Source organism: Oceanobacillus jeddahensis (genome assembly GCF_000750635.1).
GTDB classification, from domain to species: Bacteria; Bacillota; Bacilli; order Bacillales; family Amphibacillaceae; genus Oceanobacillus; species Oceanobacillus jeddahense.
In genome coordinates this window covers 1,670,426-1,695,820 of sequence record NZ_CCDM010000001.1, presented here as the reverse complement: position 1 = coordinate 1,695,820, position 25,395 = coordinate 1,670,426, and the positions used below count along the sequence as shown (strand labels likewise).

27 protein-coding genes and 1 riboswitch are annotated in these 25,395 nt (G+C 37.3%); of the genes, 7 read left to right on the top strand and 20 right to left on the bottom strand.

Translation table 11 applies throughout. The annotated features are described in order from the left end of the window. Positions 1–4 precede the first annotated feature (4 nt). Positions 5–523: a phosphatidylglycerophosphatase A family protein gene (locus tag BN986_RS07450; protein WP_040979022.1), complete on the top strand. Its 519-nt coding sequence runs from the start codon at positions 5–7 to the stop codon at positions 521–523. Between the two features lie 390 nt (positions 524–913). Here the strand turns inward: BN986_RS07450 and BN986_RS07445 are convergent, their stop codons facing one another. The 3 genes from BN986_RS07445 to BN986_RS07435 form a co-directional block, all read right to left on the bottom strand. Then, on the bottom strand, positions 914–1,681 hold the full coding sequence (locus tag BN986_RS07445; protein ID WP_040979021.1) for a TIGR01457 family HAD-type hydrolase: 768 nt from the start codon (positions 1,679–1,681) through the stop codon (positions 914–916). 62 nt (positions 1,682–1,743) lie between these two features. Continuing rightward, positions 1,744–2,379, bottom strand: a complete 636-nt coding sequence (locus BN986_RS07440) for a helix-turn-helix transcriptional regulator (protein WP_040979020.1) — start codon at positions 2,377–2,379, stop codon at positions 1,744–1,746. 73 nt (positions 2,380–2,452) lie between these two features. Then, a complete protein-coding gene (locus BN986_RS07435; RefSeq protein WP_040979018.1) occupies positions 2,453–2,893 on the bottom strand; it encodes a DUF86 domain-containing protein in 441 nt (146 codons plus the stop codon). Positions 2,894–3,063: 170 nt separating this feature from the next. On the opposite strand from BN986_RS07435, the gene BN986_RS07430 reads away from it, so the two are divergent. Continuing rightward, the gene (locus BN986_RS07430) at positions 3,064–4,494 is read left to right on the top strand and encodes an amidase (protein ID WP_040979017.1); all 1,431 of its coding nucleotides are present in this window, start codon (positions 3,064–3,066) and stop codon (positions 4,492–4,494) included. Between the two features lie 63 nt (positions 4,495–4,557). After that, positions 4,558–4,806: a hypothetical protein gene (locus tag BN986_RS07425; protein ID WP_040979016.1), complete on the top strand. Its 249-nt coding sequence runs from the start codon at positions 4,558–4,560 to the stop codon at positions 4,804–4,806. Positions 4,807–4,876: 70 nt separating this feature from the next. Here the strand turns inward: BN986_RS07425 and BN986_RS07420 are convergent, their stop codons facing one another. After that, positions 4,877–5,152: a YutD family protein gene (locus BN986_RS07420; protein ID WP_040979015.1), complete on the bottom strand. Its 276-nt coding sequence runs from the start codon at positions 5,150–5,152 to the stop codon at positions 4,877–4,879. A 152-nt stretch (positions 5,153–5,304) separates the two neighbouring features. On the opposite strand from BN986_RS07420, the gene BN986_RS07415 reads away from it, so the two are divergent. Together BN986_RS07415 and BN986_RS07410 are read left to right on the top strand one after the other, a co-directional pair. Further along, positions 5,305–5,850, top strand: a complete 546-nt coding sequence (locus BN986_RS07415) for a YhcN/YlaJ family sporulation lipoprotein (RefSeq protein WP_040979014.1) — start codon at positions 5,305–5,307, stop codon at positions 5,848–5,850. Positions 5,851–5,852: 2 nt separating this feature from the next. After that, positions 5,853–6,854, top strand: coding sequence for a M23 family metallopeptidase (locus BN986_RS07410; RefSeq protein WP_052400678.1), 1,002 nt, complete (start codon positions 5,853–5,855; stop codon positions 6,852–6,854). Between the two features lie 85 nt (positions 6,855–6,939). Here BN986_RS07410 and BN986_RS26115 read toward each other — a convergent pair whose 3' ends face one another. The 11 genes from BN986_RS26115 to BN986_RS07360 form a co-directional block, all read right to left on the bottom strand. Then, positions 6,940–7,041 (bottom strand): methionine/alanine import family NSS transporter small subunit, encoded by a 102-nt coding sequence (locus BN986_RS26115; RefSeq protein ID WP_074435626.1) that lies wholly within the window; start codon positions 7,039–7,041, stop codon positions 6,940–6,942. A gap of 14 nt (positions 7,042–7,055) precedes the next feature. Continuing rightward, positions 7,056–8,579 (bottom strand): sodium-dependent transporter, encoded by a 1,524-nt coding sequence (locus tag BN986_RS07405; protein ID WP_040979013.1) that lies wholly within the window; start codon positions 8,577–8,579, stop codon positions 7,056–7,058. Between the two features lie 216 nt (positions 8,580–8,795). Beyond that, a complete protein-coding gene (locus BN986_RS07400) occupies positions 8,796–10,358 on the bottom strand; it encodes a Na+/H+ antiporter NhaC family protein (protein ID WP_040979012.1) in 1,563 nt (520 codons plus the stop codon). Positions 10,359–10,613: 255 nt separating this feature from the next. Then, a riboswitch (Lysine riboswitch) is annotated at positions 10,614–10,789 on the bottom strand. Between the two features lie 59 nt (positions 10,790–10,848). Then, complete coding sequence (gene yunB, locus BN986_RS07395; RefSeq protein ID WP_244444957.1) at positions 10,849–11,646, bottom strand: sporulation protein YunB; 798 nt, start codon at positions 11,644–11,646, stop codon at positions 10,849–10,851. A gap of 196 nt (positions 11,647–11,842) precedes the next feature. Beyond that, positions 11,843–12,151: a YunC family protein gene (locus tag BN986_RS07390; RefSeq protein WP_040979011.1), complete on the bottom strand. Its 309-nt coding sequence runs from the start codon at positions 12,149–12,151 to the stop codon at positions 11,843–11,845. An 84-nt stretch (positions 12,152–12,235) separates the two neighbouring features. Further along, the gene (locus BN986_RS07385) at positions 12,236–13,630 is read right to left on the bottom strand and encodes a bifunctional metallophosphatase/5'-nucleotidase (RefSeq protein ID WP_040979010.1); all 1,395 of its coding nucleotides are present in this window, start codon (positions 13,628–13,630) and stop codon (positions 12,236–12,238) included. Between the two features lie 12 nt (positions 13,631–13,642). Next, positions 13,643–14,473, bottom strand: a complete 831-nt coding sequence (locus BN986_RS07380; protein ID WP_316244921.1) for a sulfite exporter TauE/SafE family protein — start codon at positions 14,471–14,473, stop codon at positions 13,643–13,645. Positions 14,474–15,007: 534 nt separating this feature from the next. Further along, a complete protein-coding gene (locus BN986_RS07375) occupies positions 15,008–16,072 on the bottom strand; it encodes an SPFH domain-containing protein (RefSeq protein WP_040979009.1) in 1,065 nt (354 codons plus the stop codon). Positions 16,073–16,336: 264 nt separating this feature from the next. Continuing rightward, complete coding sequence (locus tag BN986_RS07370) at positions 16,337–17,119, bottom strand: TPM domain-containing protein (RefSeq protein ID WP_040979008.1); 783 nt, start codon at positions 17,117–17,119, stop codon at positions 16,337–16,339. Then, positions 17,116–18,144 carry a TFIIB-type zinc ribbon-containing protein gene (locus BN986_RS07365; RefSeq protein ID WP_040979006.1) on the bottom strand — a complete coding sequence of 343 codons (1,029 nt, stop codon included), beginning with the start codon at positions 18,142–18,144 and terminating at the stop codon, positions 17,116–17,118. Before BN986_RS07365 ends, BN986_RS07370 begins: the two co-directional genes overlap by 4 nt. An 11-nt stretch (positions 18,145–18,155) precedes the next feature. Then, positions 18,156–18,665: a hypothetical protein gene (locus BN986_RS07360; protein ID WP_040979005.1), complete on the bottom strand. Its 510-nt coding sequence runs from the start codon at positions 18,663–18,665 to the stop codon at positions 18,156–18,158. Positions 18,666–19,223: 558 nt separating this feature from the next. Here BN986_RS07360 and BN986_RS07355 point away from each other — a divergent pair. Beyond that, positions 19,224–20,189, top strand: a complete 966-nt coding sequence (locus BN986_RS07355; protein ID WP_040979004.1) for a C40 family peptidase — start codon at positions 19,224–19,226, stop codon at positions 20,187–20,189. A gap of 213 nt (positions 20,190–20,402) precedes the next feature. Beyond that, complete coding sequence (locus BN986_RS07350) at positions 20,403–20,951, top strand: GNAT family N-acetyltransferase (protein ID WP_040979003.1); 549 nt, start codon at positions 20,403–20,405, stop codon at positions 20,949–20,951. 251 nt (positions 20,952–21,202) lie between these two features. Here the strand turns inward: BN986_RS07350 and BN986_RS07345 are convergent, their stop codons facing one another. The 5 genes from BN986_RS07345 to BN986_RS07325 all read right to left on the bottom strand — a co-directional run bounded on the left by BN986_RS07345 (position 21,203) and on the right by BN986_RS07325 (position 25,320). After that, positions 21,203–21,907: an ABC transporter permease gene (locus BN986_RS07345; RefSeq protein WP_040979002.1), complete on the bottom strand. Its 705-nt coding sequence runs from the start codon at positions 21,905–21,907 to the stop codon at positions 21,203–21,205. 37 nt (positions 21,908–21,944) lie between these two features. After that, entirely contained in the window at positions 21,945–22,790 is an 846-nt protein-coding gene (locus tag BN986_RS07340) for an ABC transporter ATP-binding protein (RefSeq protein WP_040979001.1), read from the bottom strand. Between the two features lie 152 nt (positions 22,791–22,942). Then, on the bottom strand, positions 22,943–23,722 hold the full coding sequence (locus tag BN986_RS07335) for an aminoglycoside phosphotransferase family protein (RefSeq protein ID WP_392392248.1): 780 nt from the start codon (positions 23,720–23,722) through the stop codon (positions 22,943–22,945). A 116-nt stretch (positions 23,723–23,838) separates the two neighbouring features. Next, entirely contained in the window at positions 23,839–24,171 is a 333-nt protein-coding gene (locus tag BN986_RS07330; protein WP_040978999.1) for a helix-turn-helix domain-containing protein, read from the bottom strand. Positions 24,172–24,585: 414 nt separating this feature from the next. Continuing rightward, positions 24,586–25,320: a hypothetical protein gene (locus tag BN986_RS07325; RefSeq protein WP_040978998.1), complete on the bottom strand. Its 735-nt coding sequence runs from the start codon at positions 25,318–25,320 to the stop codon at positions 24,586–24,588. Between the last annotated feature and the right edge of the window lie 75 nt (positions 25,321–25,395).

The window sequence follows — 25,395 nt, the reverse complement described above, 5'->3', positions numbered from 1 at the left end:
AAAAATGACGAAATATACAAGCAAAACAGAACTTGAAGTAAGAGCAAGACAGCTTTTAAAAGAACGTGGTGTGAAAATAGAAGATATTGCAGAGTTAGTGTATTATCTGCAATCGAAATATCATCAAGATTTAACAATGGACACATGCCGTTATAATGTCAATCGTGTATTAACGAAAAGAGAAGTCCAAAACGCTGTAATAACAGGCATTGAATTAGACATGCTGGCGGAGAAAAAACAATTAAGCGAACCATTACAGGAGACCATTGCAATTGATGAAGGATTATACGGAATTGATGAAGTGATTGCCTTATCAATTGTCAATGTTTACGGTTCTATCGGCTTTACAAACTTCGGCTACATCGATAAACAAAAACCAGGTATTTTAGAAAAATTAAATGATAAAAGCAGCGGCGAAATTCACACATTTTTAGATGATATCGTCGGCGCTATCGCTGCAGCAGCTTCCAGCCGTTTAGCTCATGGAGATGCAGAAAACGAGCACGAAGAATTAGATGGGTAAAACAAAACTTCATTTAATAGAGCACTTTTCTTGCTAAGAATTAAAAAAACAAGCAAAAATATTTGCATTTCGGGATGTAGAGCTTTAAAAGAACAAAAGCGCAGAGCACCTGTTTAAAAACGTAGAGATTGCGCCCCCGGTTTTTGGGGGTGGTTCGACTTTAGTCGAACTTCCTTTATTCTTGAGATAAAGGAAACACGGTAAGGTGACGAACCGATGTTGACTTATCGTAGGGCGCGACGTGAAATCTCCTAGTTTTTGGCGCTCGGAGCTGGACGTGGCTGTTTTACTATAAATAGTTATCCACAAGGCAATAATTCTATAATTTCCTATGCAACAAAAAAGGCATTCATATTCCTATAATTTCACATAGGATATGGATGCCTTTCACTATTCTAAGGTCCATTCTGATAAATTTTCTATAATATAGGCAGGCTGCTTTTCAAAAGTAGCTAATTCTTCTTTAGAGGTTACTCCCGTATGAACAAATAACGTATCTACATCCGCATTAAAACCTGATTGGATATCCGTCTGGTAATTATCTCCCACCATAACAACATCCTCTTTCGGTAAACCGAGCACATCTAATGCCTCTTGCATGATAATTATATCCGGTTTACCGATAAAAATAGGTTCTTGCTGTGTACTCGTCTGAACTAATGCTGTAAAAGCACCATTACCAGGACCCATCCCAGCTTCAATAGGAATGGCATGGTCCCGATTGGTGGAAATAAACTGCGCACCGTTTCGGATAGCAATACATGCTGTTGCAAGCTTGTCATAGGTAATGTCTTTATCCAACCCCACAACAACAGCATCCGCATCTGTACTATCCACCAATTGGATCCCTTGTTCTTTTATCGGATCCTTTAAACCACTTTGCCCAATACAATAGCATGTTTTTACGGACTGGTCTTTTAAATATTTTGCAGTTGCCATACTGCTGGTTACAACTTGCTTGTGATTTGCCTGAATTCCTAATCGGTTTAATTTTTCAGCTACATCCTGTGTACTTTTAGTAGAATTATTCGTTACAAATACATATGGAATATTTCTTTCTGCTAATTGCTTAACAAAAGGAACAGCTTCTGGAATAACTTCATTCCCTCTGTACATGGTTCCATCTAAATCAATCAGATATCCTTTATATTTTTTCACATTATTACTCCTTTATTTCTATTACATCGTAGTAGTATCTATTTGCCAGGCTGATCGAATATTCACTCTGAAACCGCAGCAATTCGCCACTGACAGCATTTATTTCCATCAACCTGCAAAGATTTGGTCTTTATTTCTTGATTAGGGAATAAAGCTTCATACATTTCTTTTTCGTGCTGGCACATGACAGGATAATCCTTGGCCACTTCTAAAAAAGGACAATGAAAATTATTTAATTGAAATCCTTCTTTCCCCTTATCTTCCACCTGAAACATATAGCCGCTCTTATTTTGCAAATCCTTCAACGTATTTATTTTTTCTTCTATGGTTGAGCATGCATCTAATGATTTCTTTAACTGTTCTTTTTCTTTCGTTGACTGCTTTTTGAGAAGTTTGTTTATAAGCTGGCTTCCCTGCAATTCCTCTAAATCATGAAGTAAATCTAAGGAGAGTTCTTTATAGCGATTAGGGAAACTTTCTTGACTCTTTTCTGTTAAACGATAGGTATGATATGGCCGCCCAATCTCTTTTTTATGCTGCTGTACTTCAATAAATCCTTCTTGGACAAGCGTGTGAAGCTGCTTCCGGACAGCTGTCTCTGAGATAGTAAAATGCTCCATCAGCGTATCCATGGTGACAGTTCCCTGCTCTTTCAACACGTGGATAACTTTATCCTTTGTCGAGATACGTTTTCCCATCCGCTGAAGCCCCCTTTTTAACACAATCGGGAAGTAGTAGAAAAACGAGCTTTGTCATTTTTTCCAATTACACTTATTGCTTATTCGAAAAAGCATGTGCAACTCCCAATTCATTTTTTAAATACGTATGAATCCATTCCGAAAAATGCGTAAATATGTTTAGATTTTCCATGAAAAACCGTTCTAAACTTTTATGTTCGATTTCTTGATATTCATGTACTAACGATTTCCGCCAAAGAATAAGAGCTTTATAAACCGTTTCTTCCTCCGCAGGAATTACTTTTTCATCCACTAAAATATCGATAATATCCTCATAACTTCCTGGATCCCTCATGATAAAACCATCTATCATCATATTCCCTACATCGAGCACACCTTCAATAAAGACATGTGCCATACGCTCCAATGCAAGATATTCTATTTGAGTGTTATAGGGATGTTTTTTTAATGTATCTAAAATATTATTCATAAAGGTCAATGTCTGGCTAATTTTTTCCTGATCTACAAAATACATAATGATTCCTCCAAAAACGTCTATACTAAAGGATATTTAAACTACTCTTATCATATCATAATTTTGAATATAATTTCATCGAACTTAAAAGAATACGAAGCGAATCATGCCTTCTTTTTTAAAAAACATGATATAGTAGGTCTAATAAGTATGAAGGGGATAAATGCAGGATGGAAAAACGACATATTTTAAAAATGGATGCAACGAATATTGCATCGGCAATTAAAAGGAAGCAACTAACTTCTGTGGAAGCTGTAACAGCTTTTATCGAACAAATTAAAGTGGTTAATTCCTCCATCAATGCTGTTGTAGAAGATCGGTTTTCAGAGGCTCTGCAAGAAGCAAAAGAAGCAGATGCATTGCTTCAAAAAAATGTGTCTTTGGGTAAATTACACGGCGTTCCGATTAGCATCAAGGAATGCTTGCATGTAAAAGGGATGAAAACAACAGGCGGTTTAGAGCATCGGCAGGACCTTATTTATAAAGAAGATGCTGAAGTCGTACATCAATTAAAACAAGAAGGTGCCATTATTCTTGGAAAAACAAACACTCCTGCACTTTGTTTTTGCCAGGAGACGGATAATAAACTATACGGTAGAACAAACAACCCATGGGATGTCACGAAAACTGCTGGTGGCTCCAGCGGCGGAGAAGGTGCACTGCTTGCTGCAGGTGGAGCAGCTGTTGGTATTGGGTCTGATATCGGCGGTTCAATTCGATTTCCATCCCATTTCAACGGCATTATAGGCTTCAAACCAGGAAAAGATACGGTATCAACGAAAGGACATTTCCCATCTGTACAACATGAACTGCAGCAACGAATGCTTAGTATTGGACCGATGGGGAAGAGCATCGAGGATATGCAGCTTGTTTATGAGATTTTATCTAAACCAGCCTTCAGCTCTCAATTATTGCATGAATTTAAAATAGAGATATTACCGATGAATCTAGGTTACCCTCTTTCGACAAAAACAAAGCAGTTATTAGGACAGCTGGAAAATTTTCTTGAAAGAATATACGGTGTTCAGCAGATTATGCCGCCTTATTTTAGAGAAAGTGCATTAATCTGGCAGGAAATCATGTCCATCAATGGTAGTAAATTAGTGGAAGATGAAGCTTTTAATAACGATCGCTCAGGACTAATACGTTCCTTCTTAAAAGAAAAGCTAAGACAACGTACAAATGTCCACCCTTATTTATCCTGGGCCATCATCGGAGCGAAAATGTTTAAACCTTCTCAGAAAAGAGTTCAAGAAATCGTCGATATACTTCAGCAAGGAGATGAGCTGTTAAAAACCTACCTGGATAAACGTTTATTGATTTTGCCAGTTTATTATCAATCTGCGTTAGATCATGGCCAAGTGTTTAAAGAAATTTTCTCCATTCGTAAAACCTATCTTCAATACATGCCTTATGCAGCATATGCAAATGCATGGGGACTTCCTGCGCTTACCGTACCTGTTGGAGAAGATGATAAAAATATGCCAATAGGAGTACAAATTATCAGCGGGGTTGGAAATGAAGATGCTATTTTCCGTTTGGGTAAATTACTTACTAAACGTTTTCGCGGGTATAAAATGGCAGAGATGACGGATAGGTAATTATTAGAAGGTGTTATTTCCCTCCATCCGTACAAAATGAAAATATGAGGGAGGGAAATGAAGATGCCAAAAAAAGATTATCAAGAGCTTTCAACCGTCCAGAAACAGCATGATGCACTGGTTCCGGAAGAATTTCCAGAGGGAGCATTTGGATCGGATATTCATGAAGGTGATTTAGTCTCTGGGAAGTCCACAGATTGGGAAGAAGGACAGCAACGCACAAGTGCATTCACTTACGCGGATAAAAAACAGCATAAAAAGCTGCAGAGAAGAGCTCCCGGAGCACATCCTTTAGGAGAAAAAGATAATTAAAACGTTTACTGCATAAAAAAAAGAAGTTCAAAATGCCTTCTTAATCATAAGAAGAAAGATTGAACTTCTTTTATTTTTGTATTTTTTTCAAAACAAAATAAGCGCAGCCAAAATTACAATATTCATAAATATAATCCTGAAAACAGCTGATTTTTGCATCTATGGGGGCCTTGGCATGATTGTCATGATAAAACCCTTTTAAACGAAGCTGTTCATAAGCCCAATCCCCTACAATAAAATCATATTTTGATAAGACCTCTGAATAACGCTCCTTGATAACTTCTGCTTCAAAACCATTTTTATTTTCTTCAATTAATTCATATGTTTTCCCATTTAATTCAATCATGAGAGGACACCCACACTCCTTATCAATTACTTTTAGTTTATCACAGAAACAGTTAGAAAAACCAGAAAAAATTACCTGCATGTTTTACGCTTCTTTTCCAAAACTAACATGTATAGATGAGTAAGCATTTGAAGTCAGAAAGGAGTAGTAATATGAAAAAAGGATTAGGAATCATTTTATTAAGTCTTGTGATAACCCTTATTGGTTGTGCACCTGATCAAAATAATTCAGAGCCCGACCCATTAGATCCAAACAACAGAAATCCGGAAATGGAAACGAACACAAACTCTTCACAACGTGATCAACTTGGTTTTGTCCGCTATACCCAGGATGAATTTAATCAAAATAATGCAGTTGAACCAAAAGAAATCCGTATAGATCGAAATGAAATCGCTGATATGATTACTCGTATCTTATTGCAAAATCCTGATTTTAAAGAGGTAGCAACGCTTGTAACAGATGAAGAAGCTTTAATCGCTTTTGAAGCCTCGGATAATGTATCAAAAGAAACAGCTATTGACAATGCAGAAAGAACAGCCATGTCGATCCTTCCTGGTTACTATACGATTCATGCTTCGAATAACAGAAGCTTAATTCAAAATATTGAAACCCTGCATTATTCTGTAACTGAGAATCAAGATGTAGATATTAACCCGTTAGTACAAGAGATTGTCGATACCATGAGAAAAGACGATTAAAAATGTATTTATTTCCTAAGGAGGTGATTTATCTGACTAGAATTCGCAGTACCGTGTTGATCATCCTTTGTTTCTTTCTCTTTTTTCAAACAACCGCTATTGCAAATGCAGAAACAAATGATCAAATATATACAGACAGAATGGCTTTATTTAAAAAAGTGGAAAGTCTTACCCAGGTTCCATGGTATTATTTCGCGGCGATGGATAATTATGAACGAAATACTCTTCCATCATCTGAGGAAGAAAAAGTTATTTCGATACAATTTGATGAAACAGAGTGGTTTGGCTTGGGAAATGCAGCTAAATCAACTGAACAGGAAATAATCAAGAAATTTGGCGGAATAGGGAAAGACGGTAATGGCGATAATAAGGCAGACCCCAATGATCCAGAAGACATCCTTTATACAATGGCACAACATATATTATCATATGGTTTGCATAAAGATGATATTAAAATTGCGATTTGGGAGCATTATAAACGTGACTTAACTGTACAAACAATAATGAATACAGCAAAGGTATTTCAAAACTTTGGAGACATCCATCTAACAGATCGTGCGTTTCCATTAGATACGAATTATAATTACAGCTATCGTAGTACATGGGGAGATCGCCGCGGTTTTGGCGGTTTACGAATCCATGAAGGTACGGATATTTTTGCCTCCTATGGCGTCCCTGTCCGCTCTACAACCTATGGTGTCGTAGAAATGATGGGGTGGAATTTATACGGTGGCTGGCGTATCGGCATACGGGACATCTATAATATTTATCATTATTATGGACATATGAGCGGCTATGAGGATGATATAAAGGTAGGTCAAGTCGTAAAGCCTGGAGATGTTTTAGGAAGCGTTGGCTCTACTGGTTATGGCCCTCCCGGCACTTCAGGGAAATTCCCTCCGCATCTGCATTACGGAATGTATAAAGATAATGGATACAGTGAATTTTCATTTGATCCCCACCCTTATATCTCGAAATGGGAGCGGATGGAGAAAAGTAATTAATCATCACCTAATTAACCAAAAGGTGTGTATCCAAATTGTTAATCAGGATACACACCTTTTTTAACTAACAGTACTTATGCTTCACTTAGCCCTTCCCTTTTTGAACAGCATTCCAAATACTAGCTGCTAAACCGCCCCAGATGACAACAATACCGATAATCATGACAATGATTGCTGGTGCACTCATACGCCTCTTCCCTCCTATTTATTGTCGTAATCAGACAGAGAATTTTCTGACTTCCACTTCATTGATGCCAGGATAATTCCAAGCACTAACACACCAGCTACTACCGCCCAGCCAGTATAATTAATAAAAGCATTGGAATAATTTTCGTAGTTCCCCGTCTCTGTATCAAACTCTCTCAATAAATTCTGTTTAAACAGACCAAACATCATATAGCCCATGACAACAGGTGTAATAGCCGCAATACTAATCGTCCACCAGGATCCTAACCGGATATCTGAAATTTCATTGGCATGATTTTTAAGCAGATTAGTTTTACGAAGAATCCAGGCAATTAAGACAACCTCGACAAGACCAATCATAGCAACTCCAAATTGATTAATGAAATAATCGACATTATCTAAGAAGTGCAAACCGCCTCTGGAAGCATATAATAAAGAAATCAACGCTGCGAGTCCGCCCCCAAAAAGGACTGCTTTTGATCGCGTAATGTTAAACTTATCCACCAAAGCTGCCACATACGCTTCTGTAATAGACATCAATGAGGTAATTCCGGCAAGCGTCAGTGAAATGAAGAAAAGAGCTCCAAACAATCCATTAAATGCCGGTAATTCATTGATAATCGCCGGGAAGACAACAAAGGCAAGCCCGACTCCTCCTGCTACAACATCATCAACACTCACGCCTGCTGAAAATGCCATAAAACCTAATATTCCAAACACTCCAATACCAGCTAATAACTCAAAACCGGAATTTCCAAATCCAACAATAAATGCATTATTCGTAATGTCGGATTTTTTAGGTAAATAACTTGAATAAGTTATCATAATAGCAAATGCAATTGATAAGCTGAAGAAAATTTGACCATAAGCCGCAATCCATACACCAGGTGACAAAATCTGACTGAAATCAGGTGTGAAGAAGGCATTCAATCCATCCATTGCTCCTGGAAGAGTAATTGCTCTTATAACGATAATAATAAATACAATAAGAAGCAAAGGAATGAATATCCGGTTTGCTACTTCTATGCCTTTTTTTACACCGCGGAATAAAATTCCTAATACTAGTAACCAAACAATAATTAATGGAATGAATACGCCTGGTACTAGTCCGCCTATTTCCCCAGGTGTCTCTGCTAAGTGCAGATACTCTCCAAATAAAAATCCTTCTGTATCTTCTCCCCAGCTCTGATTAAAAGAAAAGATAGAATAAGATATTGCCCAGGCAATAATCACGGAATAATACGTTGAAATAACAAATGCAACAAGAACTCCCCACCATCCGATAAATTCTGTTTTCTTATTGATTCTCCGGAATGTTAACGGTGCAGAACCACGATACTTTTGACCCAGGGTGAATTCCATAATTAATATTGGAATACCAGCAGTCAATAAAGCAAATAAATAAGGGATAAAAAATGCTCCTCCACCATTTTCATACGCAACAGCCGGAAAACGCCATATATTTCCCAAACCAACCGCTGAACCAACTGCTGCTAAAATAAACCCCGCCCTTGTTCCCCATTGTGAACGACTTTCCATTCATCACAACCCCCTTTTTTATTAATAACAACAGAATGAAAGTATATTGAATAAGAATAATAGCAAAAATCATTACTTTCAGACTATTTAACTTGTATTATAGCTTTTCCGAAATTTTTGTCAAATATTTAGTGATGGAAATGATGGAATTTATTTGAAATAGTCTCGTTATATGATTAAAAGCTTGGAATACTAAAATGTATTCCAAGCTTTCTGTTAAGATGCCTTCTTTTTTTCTTTAATAAAAAACGCCTGTATAAACCACACAATCGCGGCTAAAAGAATAATTGTTGCAGCTAAAGCAAGCCACGTTGAATGGGTAATTCCGATAATAAAGAATCCGATTAAAGCCGTACAAGCAGCAATTAAAGCATATGGAAACTGTGTAAGCACGTGATCAATATGATGTGCCCCTGCTCCAGTTGCAGATAAGACAGTCGTATCAGAAATTGGTGTAGAATGATCTCCAAATACAGCTCCGGCAAGTACAGCGGCTAATGCCGGCAATAATAAATCCATATCTGTATTGGCCATGATTTCCACAGCAATCGGAAGCATTATACCAAAAGTTCCCCATGATGACCCTGTTGCCAAAGCCATTAATCCTGCAATAAGGAATAGGATTGCCGGAAGAAAACTCACTGAAATAGATGAATTATTTACTAAGCCTGCCAAATAACTTCCTGTCTCCAATTCCCCGATAATAGAACCGATCATCCAGGCAAGAATTAAAATATTAATTGCAGGAAGCATTGTTTTAAAGCCCTCTATAAAAATCCTTTTCATATCAGAACGTGGTTTTCTTTGCTGAATATGAAAAATAATTGAAGTAAGAACTGCTGCAATCCCGCCTGTAATTAAAGAGAGATTTACATCTGTATTTGCAAAAGCATCCATGAGAGATGCATTTCCTTCTGTTTCCATTATTCCAGTTCCAATCATCGCCATGACTGTAACAATAAATAAAACGATAATAGGAACGATTAAATGAAATACTTTTCCATCTTTATGAGGATCAAAGACATCTCCCAAATCTCCAGATACCTGATTCCTTTTCGGGTCAAGTAATTCACCCTTTTCTTTTGCTCTTTTTTCATGTACACGCATTGGTCCAATATCAAAATGAAAATAGGCCACGATAAACACAAGAACAATCGAAGCAATGGCATAAAAGTTTAATGGTATCATTTGTATAAAAGCTTCTATCGGCTGAATTGCTGTAATGCCATTTGCCGCAAAAAGTCCGCCTAAAATACCAATAATATAAGCTCCCCAGCTCGATATTGGCGCGATTACGGTAACCGGAGCTGAACTGGTATCAATGTAGTATGCCAATTTTGCACGGGAAATATGCTGCCTGTCTGTTACAGGCCTTGCAATCTGCCCAACTGCTAAACTGTTAAAATAGTCATCTATAAAAATAATCAGTCCAATCACAACAGTCATCAGTTCAGCGCCTCTTCGTGTTTTCACACGTGCCAGCATCCAATCTCCAAAAGCTCTCGCACCCCCGGAAGCTTGTAAAAAAGCAGTAAGTACCCCTAAGAACAGAAGAAAACTGATCAACATTAAATTTCCAGTTTCCAAGGCACCCTCCGCATAAAAAATAGTATAAAATACGGTCCAAATCTCTTTTAATGTTCCCCAAATATGAAAATCATTTAATAATAACGCTCCAACTACAATCCCTGTTCCAATTGAGATTAGAACTTTTCTTGTTATTATAACTAATATCAGCATGACAATTGCGGGGATCAGCGACCAAAACGTACCTTCCATGTTAAAGACCTCCATCTATTTATTTCTGGCTCCGGATAAGTAGTATCCCAGCACTAGATTGACGACGTATGACGGATTATCAAAACATCCTCCATACGTATACAACCGATTCGAAATAAAGAAATTAGACAAGGTTATTCGCAATCAAACACTGCATGATCAGTAATATTTCATACAAACCCCCTTGTAAAACGCAAAAAAACAATGATAGAAAATAACCTATCATTGTTTTACCAATTCACGTTATCCTCCATTTCGATCAGTAGTTCTCCATGTAATTCATTACATGACAGCATGTTACTTTTTTAGTAATATGCCAGCAATATAAAGCCCGACTTCTTTATATACTTCGGCAAACCATCCTTTCTCAGGCAATCCCAGGTGTCATTCTCCTGCCAGATACTTATATAATTTGCGCCTCTACCTCACCGATCTGATAAGGTTTTTATTTAAATATGTTTCTTCCACTAAACTGTACTATACTACATATTTAGTCCCTCTGCAAATCATCTCTTGGAATAGCAATATTTGGATTATTTCCATCTCCCCCATAAAAATCAGGTACTTTCCCCATAATTGCTCCTCCGTCCAAATATAATTCTGTATGTACTGTTCTTACTTCTGAGGTAAATGGCACAATAATTTGCACATCTGCTTCTACGTTAATATACAAGGATACCCACGCTCCATTAATGCCAAACTCTTCTTCTTCGCTGACCACATTTGTCCGAACCGCTCCAACCACTTCCATATTGATTGGAATTCTAGGACCTAAATTGGCCAGTACAGAATTCCCTGTTATTTGCCCTAAAGGAATCTCAATCAATGTAGGATCAACCTGTACTCTTCCATCCGCACCTCCCTCATAGTCATAGGGTTCATGAACATTATGCTCAAATTCAAGTTGCTCTCCCCGATTCACATACGTAAAAAACTCCTCTACTCGATCGGTAGCTACCCGGTTGATTTCACTGATAACTGCAGGATCTCGATTATACGTTACTAAATTTCCTTCATTATCATAGGTGATGTTTAGGATATCCTCAAATCCATATTCCTCTACATAATAAACAGCGGAGTTAATTGCTCTCGTAGCAAATTCATCCGCTTTTCGTTTTGCAATATCAATAACAATCGGTTCAATTTTGACATTGATCAAATAAAAACTAAAGCCCACCACTGCAAAAAATAAAATAAATGTCAGCATCAGAATGGAGCGTCGTGAGGGAGGCATTCTTCTTTTTCTTCCTGTTCGCTTTCGAAATCGATATCGTTTTTTAAATTTCAATGCAACAACCCTCCTTCGTAATAATTTATGCAGGTATTGAAGGGAATTAGAACAAAGGAAAATAGATTGATTTTATGTACAAAACAAACACTTCTTTCGTTCAATACTAAAATCAGTACAAACAAAAGAAGTGTCTTTTAGAGGTTGTTCAAAAAGTCCCATACATAGAATTTTTTGAACGGACGTTTTTAGTCTATTATGATATTTTAAGCAATGCTTCTTTTCCAGTCATTCCTACTTCCCAGCCGTGCTCCTTCGATGCATCTGTTATTTTCTGTAACGGAGCGTTCAGCAATTGATCAATGGTTCTTACCCCCATTGCCCGGCCGGCAATAACGTTTCTTTCTTTTAACTTAGGTATTTCATTAAAAATGTCTACATCGAGTGCAGCACACATAATATACCCCACATCATTACTAATCGTTAATAAAGTTGTTTGTGGCAGTTCCACACTCACTGCTGTAAAAATAATTCCATCTACCTCAAGAGGTTCTACCGTAATCATTAAAAAAAAGCCCCCCTCTGTTTTTCTCTCGTGATAAGTGTATGCAGAGGAGGGCCGGAACGTCACACGTGGATTTGAAAAATATCAATGCTGTTTAACAGCATAAGCTAATAAATCACGTAAAAATTCTGGAACAAAATATTGCTTTTTCGTAGAACGGGCAATTTCCGGCAAGAGCTGACCAAAAGTAAAAGTATCGGCAGTAGCAACATAATATACTTTGTTTGGATGAATGGGATAACCGTCTTCTGTATAAACCTGTTTCACATAGACCTCCCCGTTACGGTGAAAAGCTGTCTCGACTCGAATTCCAGAGAAAATCATTTTCCCCAAAACTTCTCCTCGAAAGCCAAATCCTTTTAATTTTAATTCCGTAAAAGCAGGTGATAAAGCAGCTCTAACAGTCTCCACGATTTGATCTCCGTTTAAATCAACAAGCACTGGATTAATTGGATGAGGACAAATCCGGTGAATATCTCCAACTGTAATTGCTCCAGCTGAGAAAGAATCTAACAATACGCCAGCATTCAGCATGGCAATATCAGCATTAGTCCATCTTCTCATTACTTTTGTTAAAGATTGAATAATTGGTGTTTCTGCAAACCAATTTACTTCCAATGGTTTTTCAACACTTGCTACAACTTGGTCCAAGTAATGGTTTGCCTGCTGTAATAATTGCTGCAAGTGCTCTTCTGTCTCCAGATCCTTTACACTCTCTTGCAAACTAATTGCAGCTGCTTCTTTAAAAATAACCTTTTTCTTTTCATGATCCCAAATAAGCTCTACTTCTCCAACATAGTAACAGTGCTTTCCAGCTGCTGTTATTAACGTTTGGTTTACTACTATCCCTTCTTCTAATAAGTGATGCGTATGCCCACCAATAATTACATCAATATCCGGATAACGTCGAGAGATCTCTTGATCAACAGAAATCCCTAAATGCGAAAGCAGCACTATAATATCCGTTTCTCTTTTCAATTCTTCTATATATTTTTCAATGATTTCGAACTCATTTTCCACATGCCAATCAAGCAGCTCATAAAAGGAATTAAATGGCGCAGTTAAGCCTAAGACACCAATTCGTATTCCGCTTTCGGTCATCAAGGTGTGGCTACGTTTTAACCAAAACGGGGTAAATTCATCTCTGCTGAATAAATTACTGCAAACAACATGAAAATCAGCTTTATCATACAATCGATATAATTCTTGATGAGACAGGGTGATCCCTTCATTATTTCCTAACGTGACGATATCATAGTCTGCTTCATTTAGTAATTCAACATTAGCCAATCCATGTGATGCTTCTGTAATAGGGTGAGAACGATCAACATGATCTCCTATATCCATTTTAAAGTAAGCTTCTTTATTTTCTTTTCTCGAGGCTTGCTTCTCTTTTAAAAATGCTGCCACTCTTGGCCACTGTTCAAAGTTGCTGTGCAAATCATTTGTATAGTAAAAGTAAATTTTCTCTTCAGACATCCTTAACCGCCCCTAACCAATTCCTTGTAAAATCATTCGAATTCCCATAATAATTAATAAGATTCTCAAAAACAGCTCTAATAATGAGCTGGAAATCTTTTGATTTGTTAATGCACCAAGCTTTCCTCCAATCCATGCACCTGGTATAAAGAAAAGGATATATGCCCATTCTATATTTCCAAGCGCAATATGCGTTATACTTCCGAACAAACTTACGAAAATAATCATAAACATAGATGTCGCTGTTGCAATATGTACTGGAAAGCCAAATACGAGCAACATAACCGGCACCATAATCGCTCCTCCGCCTATACCAAAAAAGCCCGATAGCATCCCGACAAAGAAAGCAATCATAATAGCAGGTATGATTTTAATTTTATATGTATATTCTTTCGTTCCTATTTTCGCTTGACGAGATCCTTTTTCAGATATATCTACTTTTCGTGGCTGAATTCCTTTCAACTGTCGATAAAAAAGAATTGCTGCGATCAAAATAATTAAGACACCAAAATAAATATAAAATGTATTCGCTTGAACATATTGATTCAACCATGCTCCACACATACTGCCCGGGATACTTCCAATTAAAAACAGGCCACCAGCCTTATAGTCAATACGTTTTGTTTTTGCATAGGATAATGCAGATGAAATCCCTGTAAAGAACATAACTAATAAAGACATTGCTACAACTGTTTGAGGCGTTACCCAATCAAAACCTTCTATATGTCCATTGGCAATGAAAAGCAATGGAATTAAAACCACTCCACCCCCTAAACCGGCCAAACTTCCAACAAAAGCTGCCAGCATAGCGACAGTGAAACAAATCAGAATAACTATTACCACCTGATCGCACCTTCTTTCTACGTATCTATATTTCATCATATCATATTGCAGAATAGATGAAAGTTAAGGAGCTTTTTACTCACAGGTCCCGTTAAAATTCTTTTGTGATCAACAGCCAAAAGCAGCCTACTGTATTTTGAGGAGGGAGTTTTACGGGCGATGTTGTCAGGTTAATGAATTTTCTTAAATTTAATACAGATGGCAAAAAACTATCTAGCGACGGTTTTTGATGGGACGAGTAATCGCAAAAGCTTTTCGATGGGGCGAGTAATCGCAGTCCCAGTCCCAGCGGGAAGACCCCGCAGGAAAAAAGCGAACTTCTTTTTTCCGAGGAGATGAGCTCGGGGCCCATAGAAAACGTAATGTTTTTCTGGGGTTGCGATTACTCACCCCACCATAACCCGTCGCAGCAGTCGTATTAACCTGACAACATTAGTTTACGGTGGTTCTCCGTGATATACATAAGTGCAAATAGGTAAAAAAAGAGGGCAATCTCTCCAAGATAGCCCCTAGTTTCCTGTTCATTTTCTATATTTAAACTAGCTTATGTCCACAATTCCCGCAAAAATTCATCCCTTGCGTTTTACTTCCACAGTTCGGGCAGAAGTTTGGAATTGATCCGCTTCCTTCATTATTGGAAGCTGCTTGTTGGTTCTCATGTTGTTGACCTTGCTGTTGGCTTTGATTTTGCTGTTGACCACTTTGATTTTGTTGCTGATTTGGATTGGACTGCTGCTGTTGATTTGTTACGTTTTGATCGTTTGTACCGTTCATCATTTCTTTCGCCATCTGCATTCCCATCATCATTCCAGCCATATCCGTTGCAGAATTGCCGCCATCTGATTTTCCAGAAGCAATCGCATCAGTCATGGCAACATCTTTATAACGTCCCATATCGCCGATCATGCCGTGTGATGCTGTTTTCGTGATCATATCCTGGATTTCTTTTGGATAATTAAAGCTCATAATTTGAAAACCATTAATCTCAAAACCGTCCTGATTAACCTGCTTATCTAAATCTTCTTTGATTCCTTCACCGATTTCAAAGGAATTTGCTTGCAGATTAAACATATCCTTCCCTTCCCTGGTAATCCACTTCATTAATAATTGATCTAAAATCGCAGTGATTCTCAAGCGAATATCTTCTACCAGAAAACTGTCTCTTACGCCTGCAATATTATCAATTAGCTTCACATAATCTTTAACTGTAAATTGAAAGGTTCCATTTGCACGGATTGGTATGCCTCCAGGAAGCTGTGGGGATGGAATATTTATAGCATTTTTTGTACCCCATTTCACGGTAAACTGTTTTGTATTTACAAACAGTACTTCTACGCGCATTCCACTGTTAAAGCCAAATTTAAATCCTTTTAACGTAGATAAGAAAGGAATAATATCTGATTCAATTTCATATTCGCCCTCTTCTTTAAAAACTCCTTCAATTTTCCCTTGATTAAAAAAGATCGCATCCTGTCCAGGACGAAGAATTAATTTACTCCCTTTTTTAACCTCATTATTATTCCACTTCCAGAAAATCATATCATCACGAAATGATTCCCATTCAATTACGTTTGCTAATTGTCCTCTAAAAAAGCCCATCATTCAGTTCATCCTTTCTTGATAACTTTCTATAAAACGAAACTTCATTCAGTGGAAGTTTTTCGACACACAACTCTTTACGATGGGACGAGTAATCGCAGCCCCAGTCCCAGGACGTCGCGAACTTAGTCTGCTTCCTTCATTCTCCCACTGAATTAGCCTAAGTGATTCAGGGAGTTAGCGCCCGTTATCTCCCGCCTAAATCAATTTATTTTCCCTCTTTATTTGGAGGCGGGAGTTTTACGGGCGGTTCTCCGTGATAAGTTAAAATTTCCCGCGTGCTCCAGAGTGTGAATGACCGCCTCTTGTCATTCCACCTCCGCCGCCACCGCGGCCTCCTCCAGAGTTTTTTTGAATTTTTGTTTTCGTTACAGATTTTCGTAAATACCTATCAGATTTACTTTTAACATGAGAATTGTTTGCATCCAGATACGTGCTTGCATTCGTTGTTACACGCCCGCCCATATTAAAAATCATGGAGCCGACAATAGCTGCTCCAATTATAACAGCTGCCAATAAATGAAACCATGTCTGAAGTAAAAAACCATCCGGATTCACTAGTGGGCTGACTCCCATATATTGATCTACCTTCTCAAAATATAATAAACTTGCATCATAATAATCATTTGCTGATAAGTCCGGGATGATCTGCTCTACAATTTGCTCCCCACGGCTATCATCGATATATTTTTCCCCTTCATAAAAACCTGCAACATATAGGTCCCGATCTCCTGGACCTCCGGAAAAATCAAGTCCTAAGATAACCGTATCTCCATGTTCTCCATCATATCCAGGGCCCTGCTCATCATAAAAATCTTGAAGATACGGTTCAATATCTCTCTCATCAGACGAATCCTTCGTCAAAATAAGAATATCAATTTCATTCTCTTCACTATATTCAGCGGCTCTTTGTTCCAAGTCTGTCCGTTCATTATCCGTAAATATGTCCGCATCATCATAAATATACTGCTTCTCTGCCAACGCAGCAGGGACCATCAAGAAAGAAATAAGTACAAGTATACTGACAGTGATTAGATATTTCCTCATAGAATATCACCGCCCAGCATAATAGCTATAGTTTTAAATAAAACAAATGACCCACCGGCAATGCCAGAAAACCAAAGTGCTGCTTTTGAATAGCTTAACGGCGGCTTACCAACAATTTTTCCGGTCTGTCCATTCATCGCAAAAGTATGCTCCTGCTGATCAAAATCATAATACACCATCCAGACAGGTAAAAGTACATAGTAGCTCTTTGCTTTCTTTGTGCGAATATTTTTCTGCTGATAACTGACAGAACTATAACCTCGGATCGTTGAAGCAATATACGTATCCAAAAATCCTTTAATCTTTGCTTTCACCCGATCAAATAACTCATCATCAGTATAATTATATTTTTCAGCTAAGTATCCTGCTAAATAAGGGGTTTTAAAGCTTTCCAACTTGTTATAATCATATGGCTCTAATTTATCCATCAGCTCGTCATTCATTTTTTCTGATGCGTCCACGGGAACTTTTAAATAGCTGATATCAATATCTCTATGCACACGATAATACTTCGTTTCTGTATAACGGTAATCCCCCCGCCGATACGTTCGTACTTTGGTACCTGTTGCCTTTACATCTACATCATTATCTAAATCATACATCCAAAAAGGTACATACATTCCTGTAATATTTTTTACACGGTCTGCCGTCATAAAACCCTTTGGCGTTAATCTCCCATTTTTACACCATTTTTTAAATGCTTGCATCGCCTCTTCTTTACTAATTGTAAAAGGGATTACTTTAGCCGGAGCTAAATCTCCCGATAACCGGTCTGCAAGAACCACTCCCGCCCCGCAAAAGCTGCATGATGTAGCTGTAGTGTCTGCATCTGTCAAAACAATAGCCCCGCAGTTCTCACAATGATATTCCTTCGCTTCATCTTCTTCAAAGGATTGCGTAATATTCACGTCATCATACGTTTCAATGTGCTCCTCATGGCCGCAGCTGTCACAAGCCAAATGACCAGAAGCACTGTCAAACTCCATATCCGCACCACAGTTGGGGCACTTATAATGCACTAACATCCATCTTCACCTCATTTTTCTGATCGCAATTCAAGTAACGCCTCTGCTTCAGCAAGCTCAAATTGGATCTTTTCTTCTTCTGCTGTTGTGTATTTCATCAAATCTGCTTCGTTTTCTTTTGCCGATGCCTCTCGCTCTATGGCATCCAGACGGTCAAACGTTTCTGAAAACGTTTGGCTCATTCGTTCATAGCTTTGCTGGAAAGGAACTATCTGCGTTTCTAAATCATATTTTTCCTTTTCTAATTTATTAATCTCTTTTTGTGCAGCTTCTTTCTGCATTTGAAAACGACTTTTTTCATTTGGTTGCTCTGTACTTTCTTCATACCTTGTAAATTTATCAGCAAGCCCTTGCTGTTCCAATAATTTTTCGTTCGTTCGTGTAATATTTAATTGAATGGTATCGATTTTGGCTTGCATTTCCCGCATAACCCTATCCATCTCTTTTTTGCTCTTTTTTAAATTTTGCTTATTTCGTTTTGCTTCACGTTCAGCTGAATGAAAGCCTCTAAAAAAGTGCATTCTGAATCATCCCTTTCTTTCTCGCTTATATAATTGTACGATGAAGCACGGTAAAAGGTTTCAATGCTTCTTCTCTTAAATGCGTTAGTAAACTATCCGTCTCTTAAAAGAATACCTTATTTTCTATATGTTTTCTAATAATCTTTTTAAAAATTGAGATTTCTTTTACAAGATTGTAATACTACTAGTTTTTCGACATGAAAATGAAATAAAAAAACAGCGTAATTATCGAAAAATGTTGTTACAGCAAACATCAAAACGTGTCGATTCATGTAATATATTTTAATAATTTGTTATCATTCTTTAAAAATATGGACACCTTCTTGTGATATCTCTATGTTAACTTGTATATAGTGAAAAAATAAAAGTTCAGCTAAACCTTGGCTGGACGAAATCAAGGTGTACGTCCGTTTTTCCCTTTTCTCATTCGATTTGTACTCCCCGTATATTCAGAATTAAGGGGATTCACGGACCTCCACGCCATGATTAAAGTGAAATCTCTACATAGGTTTCCGTTTTCCAACAAAATTATAATAAATTCTTAAGGAGGAATTCTTTTTGGCACCTTTGAATCTTAACGCAAAAAAATATGTTATTTCGACTGCATTTGCAACAACATTAGCATTAACTCCAGTAGTAGGTTCCAGTGTATTAGCAAATGCGGGAGAAGGATCAACTGAAGGAGATATCACCTACGAGGAAAGTAACCTCCCTGAAATACAAGAGGAACAACCTTCTAGTGAAGAAGCACCTTCTGCAACAGTTAACTCTTCTCTTATCCAACAAGGTGATTCAGGTTCAGACGTAGAAAATGTACAAAGCTCATTACATGATCACGGGTATTCTTCTAGTAATGTAGATGGTATTTTTGGAGACCTTACTGAACAAGACGTAAGAGATTTCCAATCTGATCAAGGATTGCAAGAGGACGGTATTGTCGGACCAGCCACTTCTGATGCACTAGGAACTCCTGTTGAGTCCACTCCAAGTTCCGAAGAATCTTCAGAATCAGAATCTAGTGAAGATGGCATAACGATTGAAGAGGTAGATAATTCTGAATCTGATGAATCTACTGAGTCTAACGGAACAGATAACGATAATGTAGGACCACAAGATGGAGGAACAGAAAATGTTTCTGCAAGTAACCAAGCTATTGTTGACGCAGCTAGAAGTGCACTAGGAATCCCATATCAATTTGGAGCATATACTCCAGGTGAATCAAATCCTTCTGCATTAGACAGCAGCGGATTGATCAACTATACATTTGATCAAGTAGGTATTGATGTATCACGTACACATAGTGAAATGTGGGCAAATGACGGTGTGCATGTTGATTCTCCAAGCGTAGGCGATGTTGTCTTCTTTGAAGGAACCTACGATACAGCTGGCGCATCTCATAGCGGGATCTACATTGGGAATAACCAAATGATCCACGCAAGCAGCGGCAGCGGTGCAATGGTTGTAGCTGATATGAGCGTTGACTATTGGCAACAGCATTATCTTGGAGCGAAATCTTTCAATTAATCGTTTAAAAAAACAAGCGCAACTATTTGCGCTTGTTTTTTTATGCCTATTTTTCTATGCAAATTTTGCTATAATAAATATAATTCAACCTTAAGGAGCTGATTAAAATGAAACAGGTAATACAGGTGATTGAGAAGTAAAGTTATTTTTCCCTTTTCGATCATTTTTCATCGATACGTAATCAAATGAAATGAAAAGGAGATTTATTAATTAATGTATACAGATAACAATCTAACTATTCGACCAATTAAGAAAGAAGATCTGCCACGTTTATGGGAATTATTTTACAAAGAGGAAAAACCTGAATGGAAAAAATGGGATGCTCCTTATTTTCCGCATCACACAAAATCATACGAAACTTTTTTATCCGAACAAGAGAAATGGATAGCTTCTGAAAATTATTGGGTTATCGAAGTTGCTAAAAATATCAGAGGCACTGTTTCTTATTATTGGGAGCATCAACCTTCCTGCTGGATAGAGATTGGTATTGTCTTAAATGAAGCAGAATCCTGGGGAAAAGGGATCGGCACCCGGGCTTTAAAGCTATGGATCAATCATCTTTTTAACCAGCTGCCTTTAGTCCGTATCGGCTTAACAACCTGGTCCGGCAACGAACGAATAATTCGAGTTGCGGAAAAACTTGGCATGCAGATGGAAGCGCGGATTAGGAAGGTCCGATATTATAATGGCGTGTACTATGATTCTATACGAATGGGAATGCTGCGCGAGGAATGGGAACAACAGCATTACAGTGAAACTTAATTTAAAAGACAGGTCTTGTTTGAAGCAGACCTGTCTTTTCATTATTTAAGATATTCACTTTATCACGGAGAAACATCCGTAAAACCCCTGCCTTCAAATAAAGAGGGAAAATTAATTTATTTAGGCGGGAAATAACGAGCGCTAACTCCGTGAATAACTCAGGCTAATTTAGCGGGAGAAAAGAAATGGGATAAAGCTTTGAGTATGTTTCATTCATCTTTTTCTGCTTATCAAAATAACTCAATAGAAAATCAACTTCTTCTATTTGCTATTATCAGAAACAGCAACATTATCATCCCGGTATAAATCATTATCCATAAAAATGGAAAGCTGGGTAAACTGGACAGATTTCCTGCATCCCATTGAAATAGTGGCTGCTGGGTAACCGTTGCCGGCGGTATCATCCAGGTGATGTATCTAATGGATGGTGGTAAAACATTCTCAATACCCATTGCAGCAATGGAGATGATAATCGTCATTGCTAAACCGCCATAAGCATTAATAGCACTTTCCATCATTACTTTACTAAAGAAAGCTGCAATACAACCTCCGAGTGCAGCTAATAAAATATGATTTACAAAAGATACCAAACCAACTGCAACTGATACAGAACCAGAAAACATATCAAATATAATCGGATAAAGAAAGGCAAACACTGCCAATAACAATGTAATCAGCCACACTGTTACTAATTTTGCCAAATAATACCGATAACTGCTTTTAAGATGTAAAATCAACAGCTGTCTTTGAGTTGATGAATCCAAGGATAAGACGCTCATGCATAACCAGGCAGATATCACAAACAAAAATAATGCCGTAATCGCATAACTATCGACAATTGGATTTGGCTTATATGTATAAAAAACGATGATTAACACAAAAAATGTGGAGACCGGCGGAAAATATTTATGAGAACGGATATAATCTTGCAAGCTGTATTTTATAACTTCTATCAAATCAATCTCTCCTTACCTGCAAAGCGAACAAGCATCTTTATTGTTCTGCATTCTTTTTAAATTCTATGTTGCCGACATATTCAATGCTTCCTTGCAACGCAAGAATCCTGGTCAGAACCTGATTAGTATTTTCTGAGCCGACATATAATAATAAATTGTTTTCTTTTGTTGCTATATCCAGCACGTCCTCCCATTCCTGTACGTCTATAACCGTTAACCCCTCCACTTCAATCAGCTTAACAGCATCTTTATTCAGAAAGTTTTCTTTTGTTAAGTATCCATCTTTTATGTAATAGGATTGGTCAACAATTTCTTCAAACATGGATGATTCATGATAGGTTAATAGGGTTGTTGTTCCCTGTCTCTTTAATTCTCCCAGAATCAGAAGTAATTCTTGCTGTGCTGGAAAATCGAGCCCAGATAACGGTTCATCTAAAACCAGTAAATCCGGCTGCTGAAGAATTGCTTGAATAATACCCACCTTTTGAATATTGCCTTTAGACAACCCGCTAATTCGCTGCCCACGCCATTTATCCAATTGAAACCGGTGCAATAATGAGGAAATGCGTTGTTTAAGCTCGGTCTCTGAAATACCGCTTATTTTTCCAATATAGTGCAAATATTCATCCGGTGTAAAACGAAGATATTTCGGAAACCTTTCTGGTACATATCCTATTCGTATATTCTTATCCGGATACACTACCTGCCCTCTATCCGGTCTTTCTATCCCCGCAGCAATGCGTAAAAAGGTACTCTTTCCACTGCCATTTGCACCTAATATGGCAATTACCTGATTTTCGTTCATGCTGAGTGATATATCGTATAAAATATTTTTCTTTCCATATTTTTTATTAATATGTTTTAGTTCTATAAGTTGATTCATGTCATTCTCCTTGCTCTAACGTTAAGTACATACTAGCTTGCCAAATCCACAGCCGCTTACAGTTCCCTTGCTGAATTACTCATATATTATTGAGTTATGTATTTACTATCTTCATTGTTCTGCCATTTAAATATAATTGAATAATCATTTAATTATAAAGGATAACTTTTTATTATTTCCAGCAAGCGTGCTGCATTTTCAGCAGGTACGTTTGCTGCTAATCCAGCTCCAGCAATAATCGGTTCCCATTGCAAAATTTCTTCTTTTGAAAGTCCGCTTTTTTCGCAATAAATTTGAAGATAGCTATCAGCTAATTCAGAAAAATACTGGCTATATAAAAGGTAAGTACGGCACACATCAGCGCGAATATCTCCTGCACTGGAATCAACCCAATCAATGATATACATTTTTTCCTTAGCTAAGATCAAATTAAATAAATGAAAATCTCCATGACAAAGTCTATTCTCAAATATCATTTTGTCCAGCTTCCGTAATAGAGCATTTTTATATTTTTCTTCCAAATTATAAGCTGCTTTGATTTGCCGGCATAGTTTATCATACATCAACTCAAAGGTCCCTGATTTCGGAATCATTCGATGAATTTTTTGCTGTATGTTAACAGAAATAGCCAAGTAATATTCTGCTTGTTCTTTATCACTAAAATATAATTCTCCTACCGTTTGTCCTTTCACATATTCCATTGTTATTGCCTGTTTACCATTAATTTTATCGATACTAAAAACTTTGGGAACTGGAAGTCCAGCTTCATATGCAAATTGTTGTTTATTTCCTTCCATTTCAGCTTCTGTATCGGGCAAATAATCCTTGAAAACTTTTAAAATTCTATTGTCGTGAAGATATATTTCGGCAGTATTTCCCTTAGCAATAGGTGAAGTATGATGCATTATTATCTCCTTAATGTGATTTTTCATTGGATGGTTTCTATAAATGCGAATTGAACTTGAATTCATTTTATAATACAACACTTTTTAAGCTTTATAACCTAGCATTAAAAACCATAAAGCACACTGCTAAACGGTTTATTGACTTAGCTATTCTTTTTTTCTTGCCGCCATTTATTAAACTCCAGATATTCTTTAAATTGTTCTTTCGAAACGCCTGATTCCATTGCTTCTCTTACAATGTTCATCCATTCACTATCTAATTCTGTTTCGTTAATGGAATTGCTTTCATTTATCAAATCATTCGTAGATACCCCTAATACTTGACTGATTTTCTCGACAAACTGGATGGAAGGATTCGATTGGAGGTTTCTCTCTATGGAGCTTAAATAGGATTTCGCTACACCTGCCTGTTCAGCAAGCTCTGATAGCGATATTTGCCTTTCTTTACGTAATTGTTTTATTTTTTCACCAATCAATTTCTTCACCTGCTTTCCTTGAAAATTATATCATAATAATGATAAATCGTACTATTATTAGAGAATGTTCAAAAAATAACAATGAAAAGACAAACAATAAAAAAATCGGATTAAAGGATAAACCAAATAAAGAACTTAAAATATACAATTCATCCATTTGTTTCCAAAAGCCCGTAGCCTGTAATTACATTTTTTCTACTATTTCGCTCATACTAACCTAAAAGGAGGTATAGGAATGAGCGTAAATAAAGGCAAAAAGAAAAAGAAGAAAAATAAAGAAGAATTAAATGCGATGAAAGGCGGTAAAGAAAGGCATCGCCGAAATCGCTCTTAGACGAAGATATGAATCATGGCAGCAGCGGGCTCGGAGTGGAAATCAGAAGACCCCGGGCTTGCTTTCCATGCTGCTTGTATCTAGTCTGTATTGTATATATACCATGAAATTTCTGTTGCTTCTGTTACCTTTGTTCCTGTTAGCAGATCATCACTTTCCTCATCTTTTATGTAGATTCTGAGATCATAATCTTGAAAAAGCTCCCCATAATTTCCTGTATTAGAACCTTCTATTTCTTGTGTGTCCCTAACTTTGTTACTTATCGTTTCAGCAAAAGTCTCTCCCAACTCCTCTACTTCACCCGCAGCATCAAATCCTTCTACAGAGAAATGCAAATAAATCGTCTTCTCTTCCTCCTCTATATGAATAACTGCATTCTCAACTGCATCATATGCAGATTCAAAATCTTGTTCTGCGTGGTAAACTTCTGATTCGGAAACCTCCACCTCTTTATGGAAAATGTCTTCGGAATATTCAAGAATGAGTGCAGCTGCAAATGTTATGAGAAAAACGAACACACTTTCTATTTTCTTGTTATTCATAAATTTTCCTATTAACCTCACGAGAATCATACTAAACGCTACAATCATCGTGACATATATATCCTGAATGAGATACTGTATCCCGGCAATAAACAGAAGAAATAAAATAGGATCCACCCATGCTTCGGATAAAAATTTGCTTAACAGCTTACCGACAGCAGCTATTCCAGCAATCAACAGCAGGAATTTCCATCCTCCAATTATGATAAATCCCACGAGTAAAACCAATACTATTGGGATGACAGTTCCATATAAAGAAATCTTCCCCATCATATGCTTGTATCTCCCCCTCTCCACGATGATTTAACTTATCTTTTATATTTATCATTAAATTTAGAAGGTTTCAGG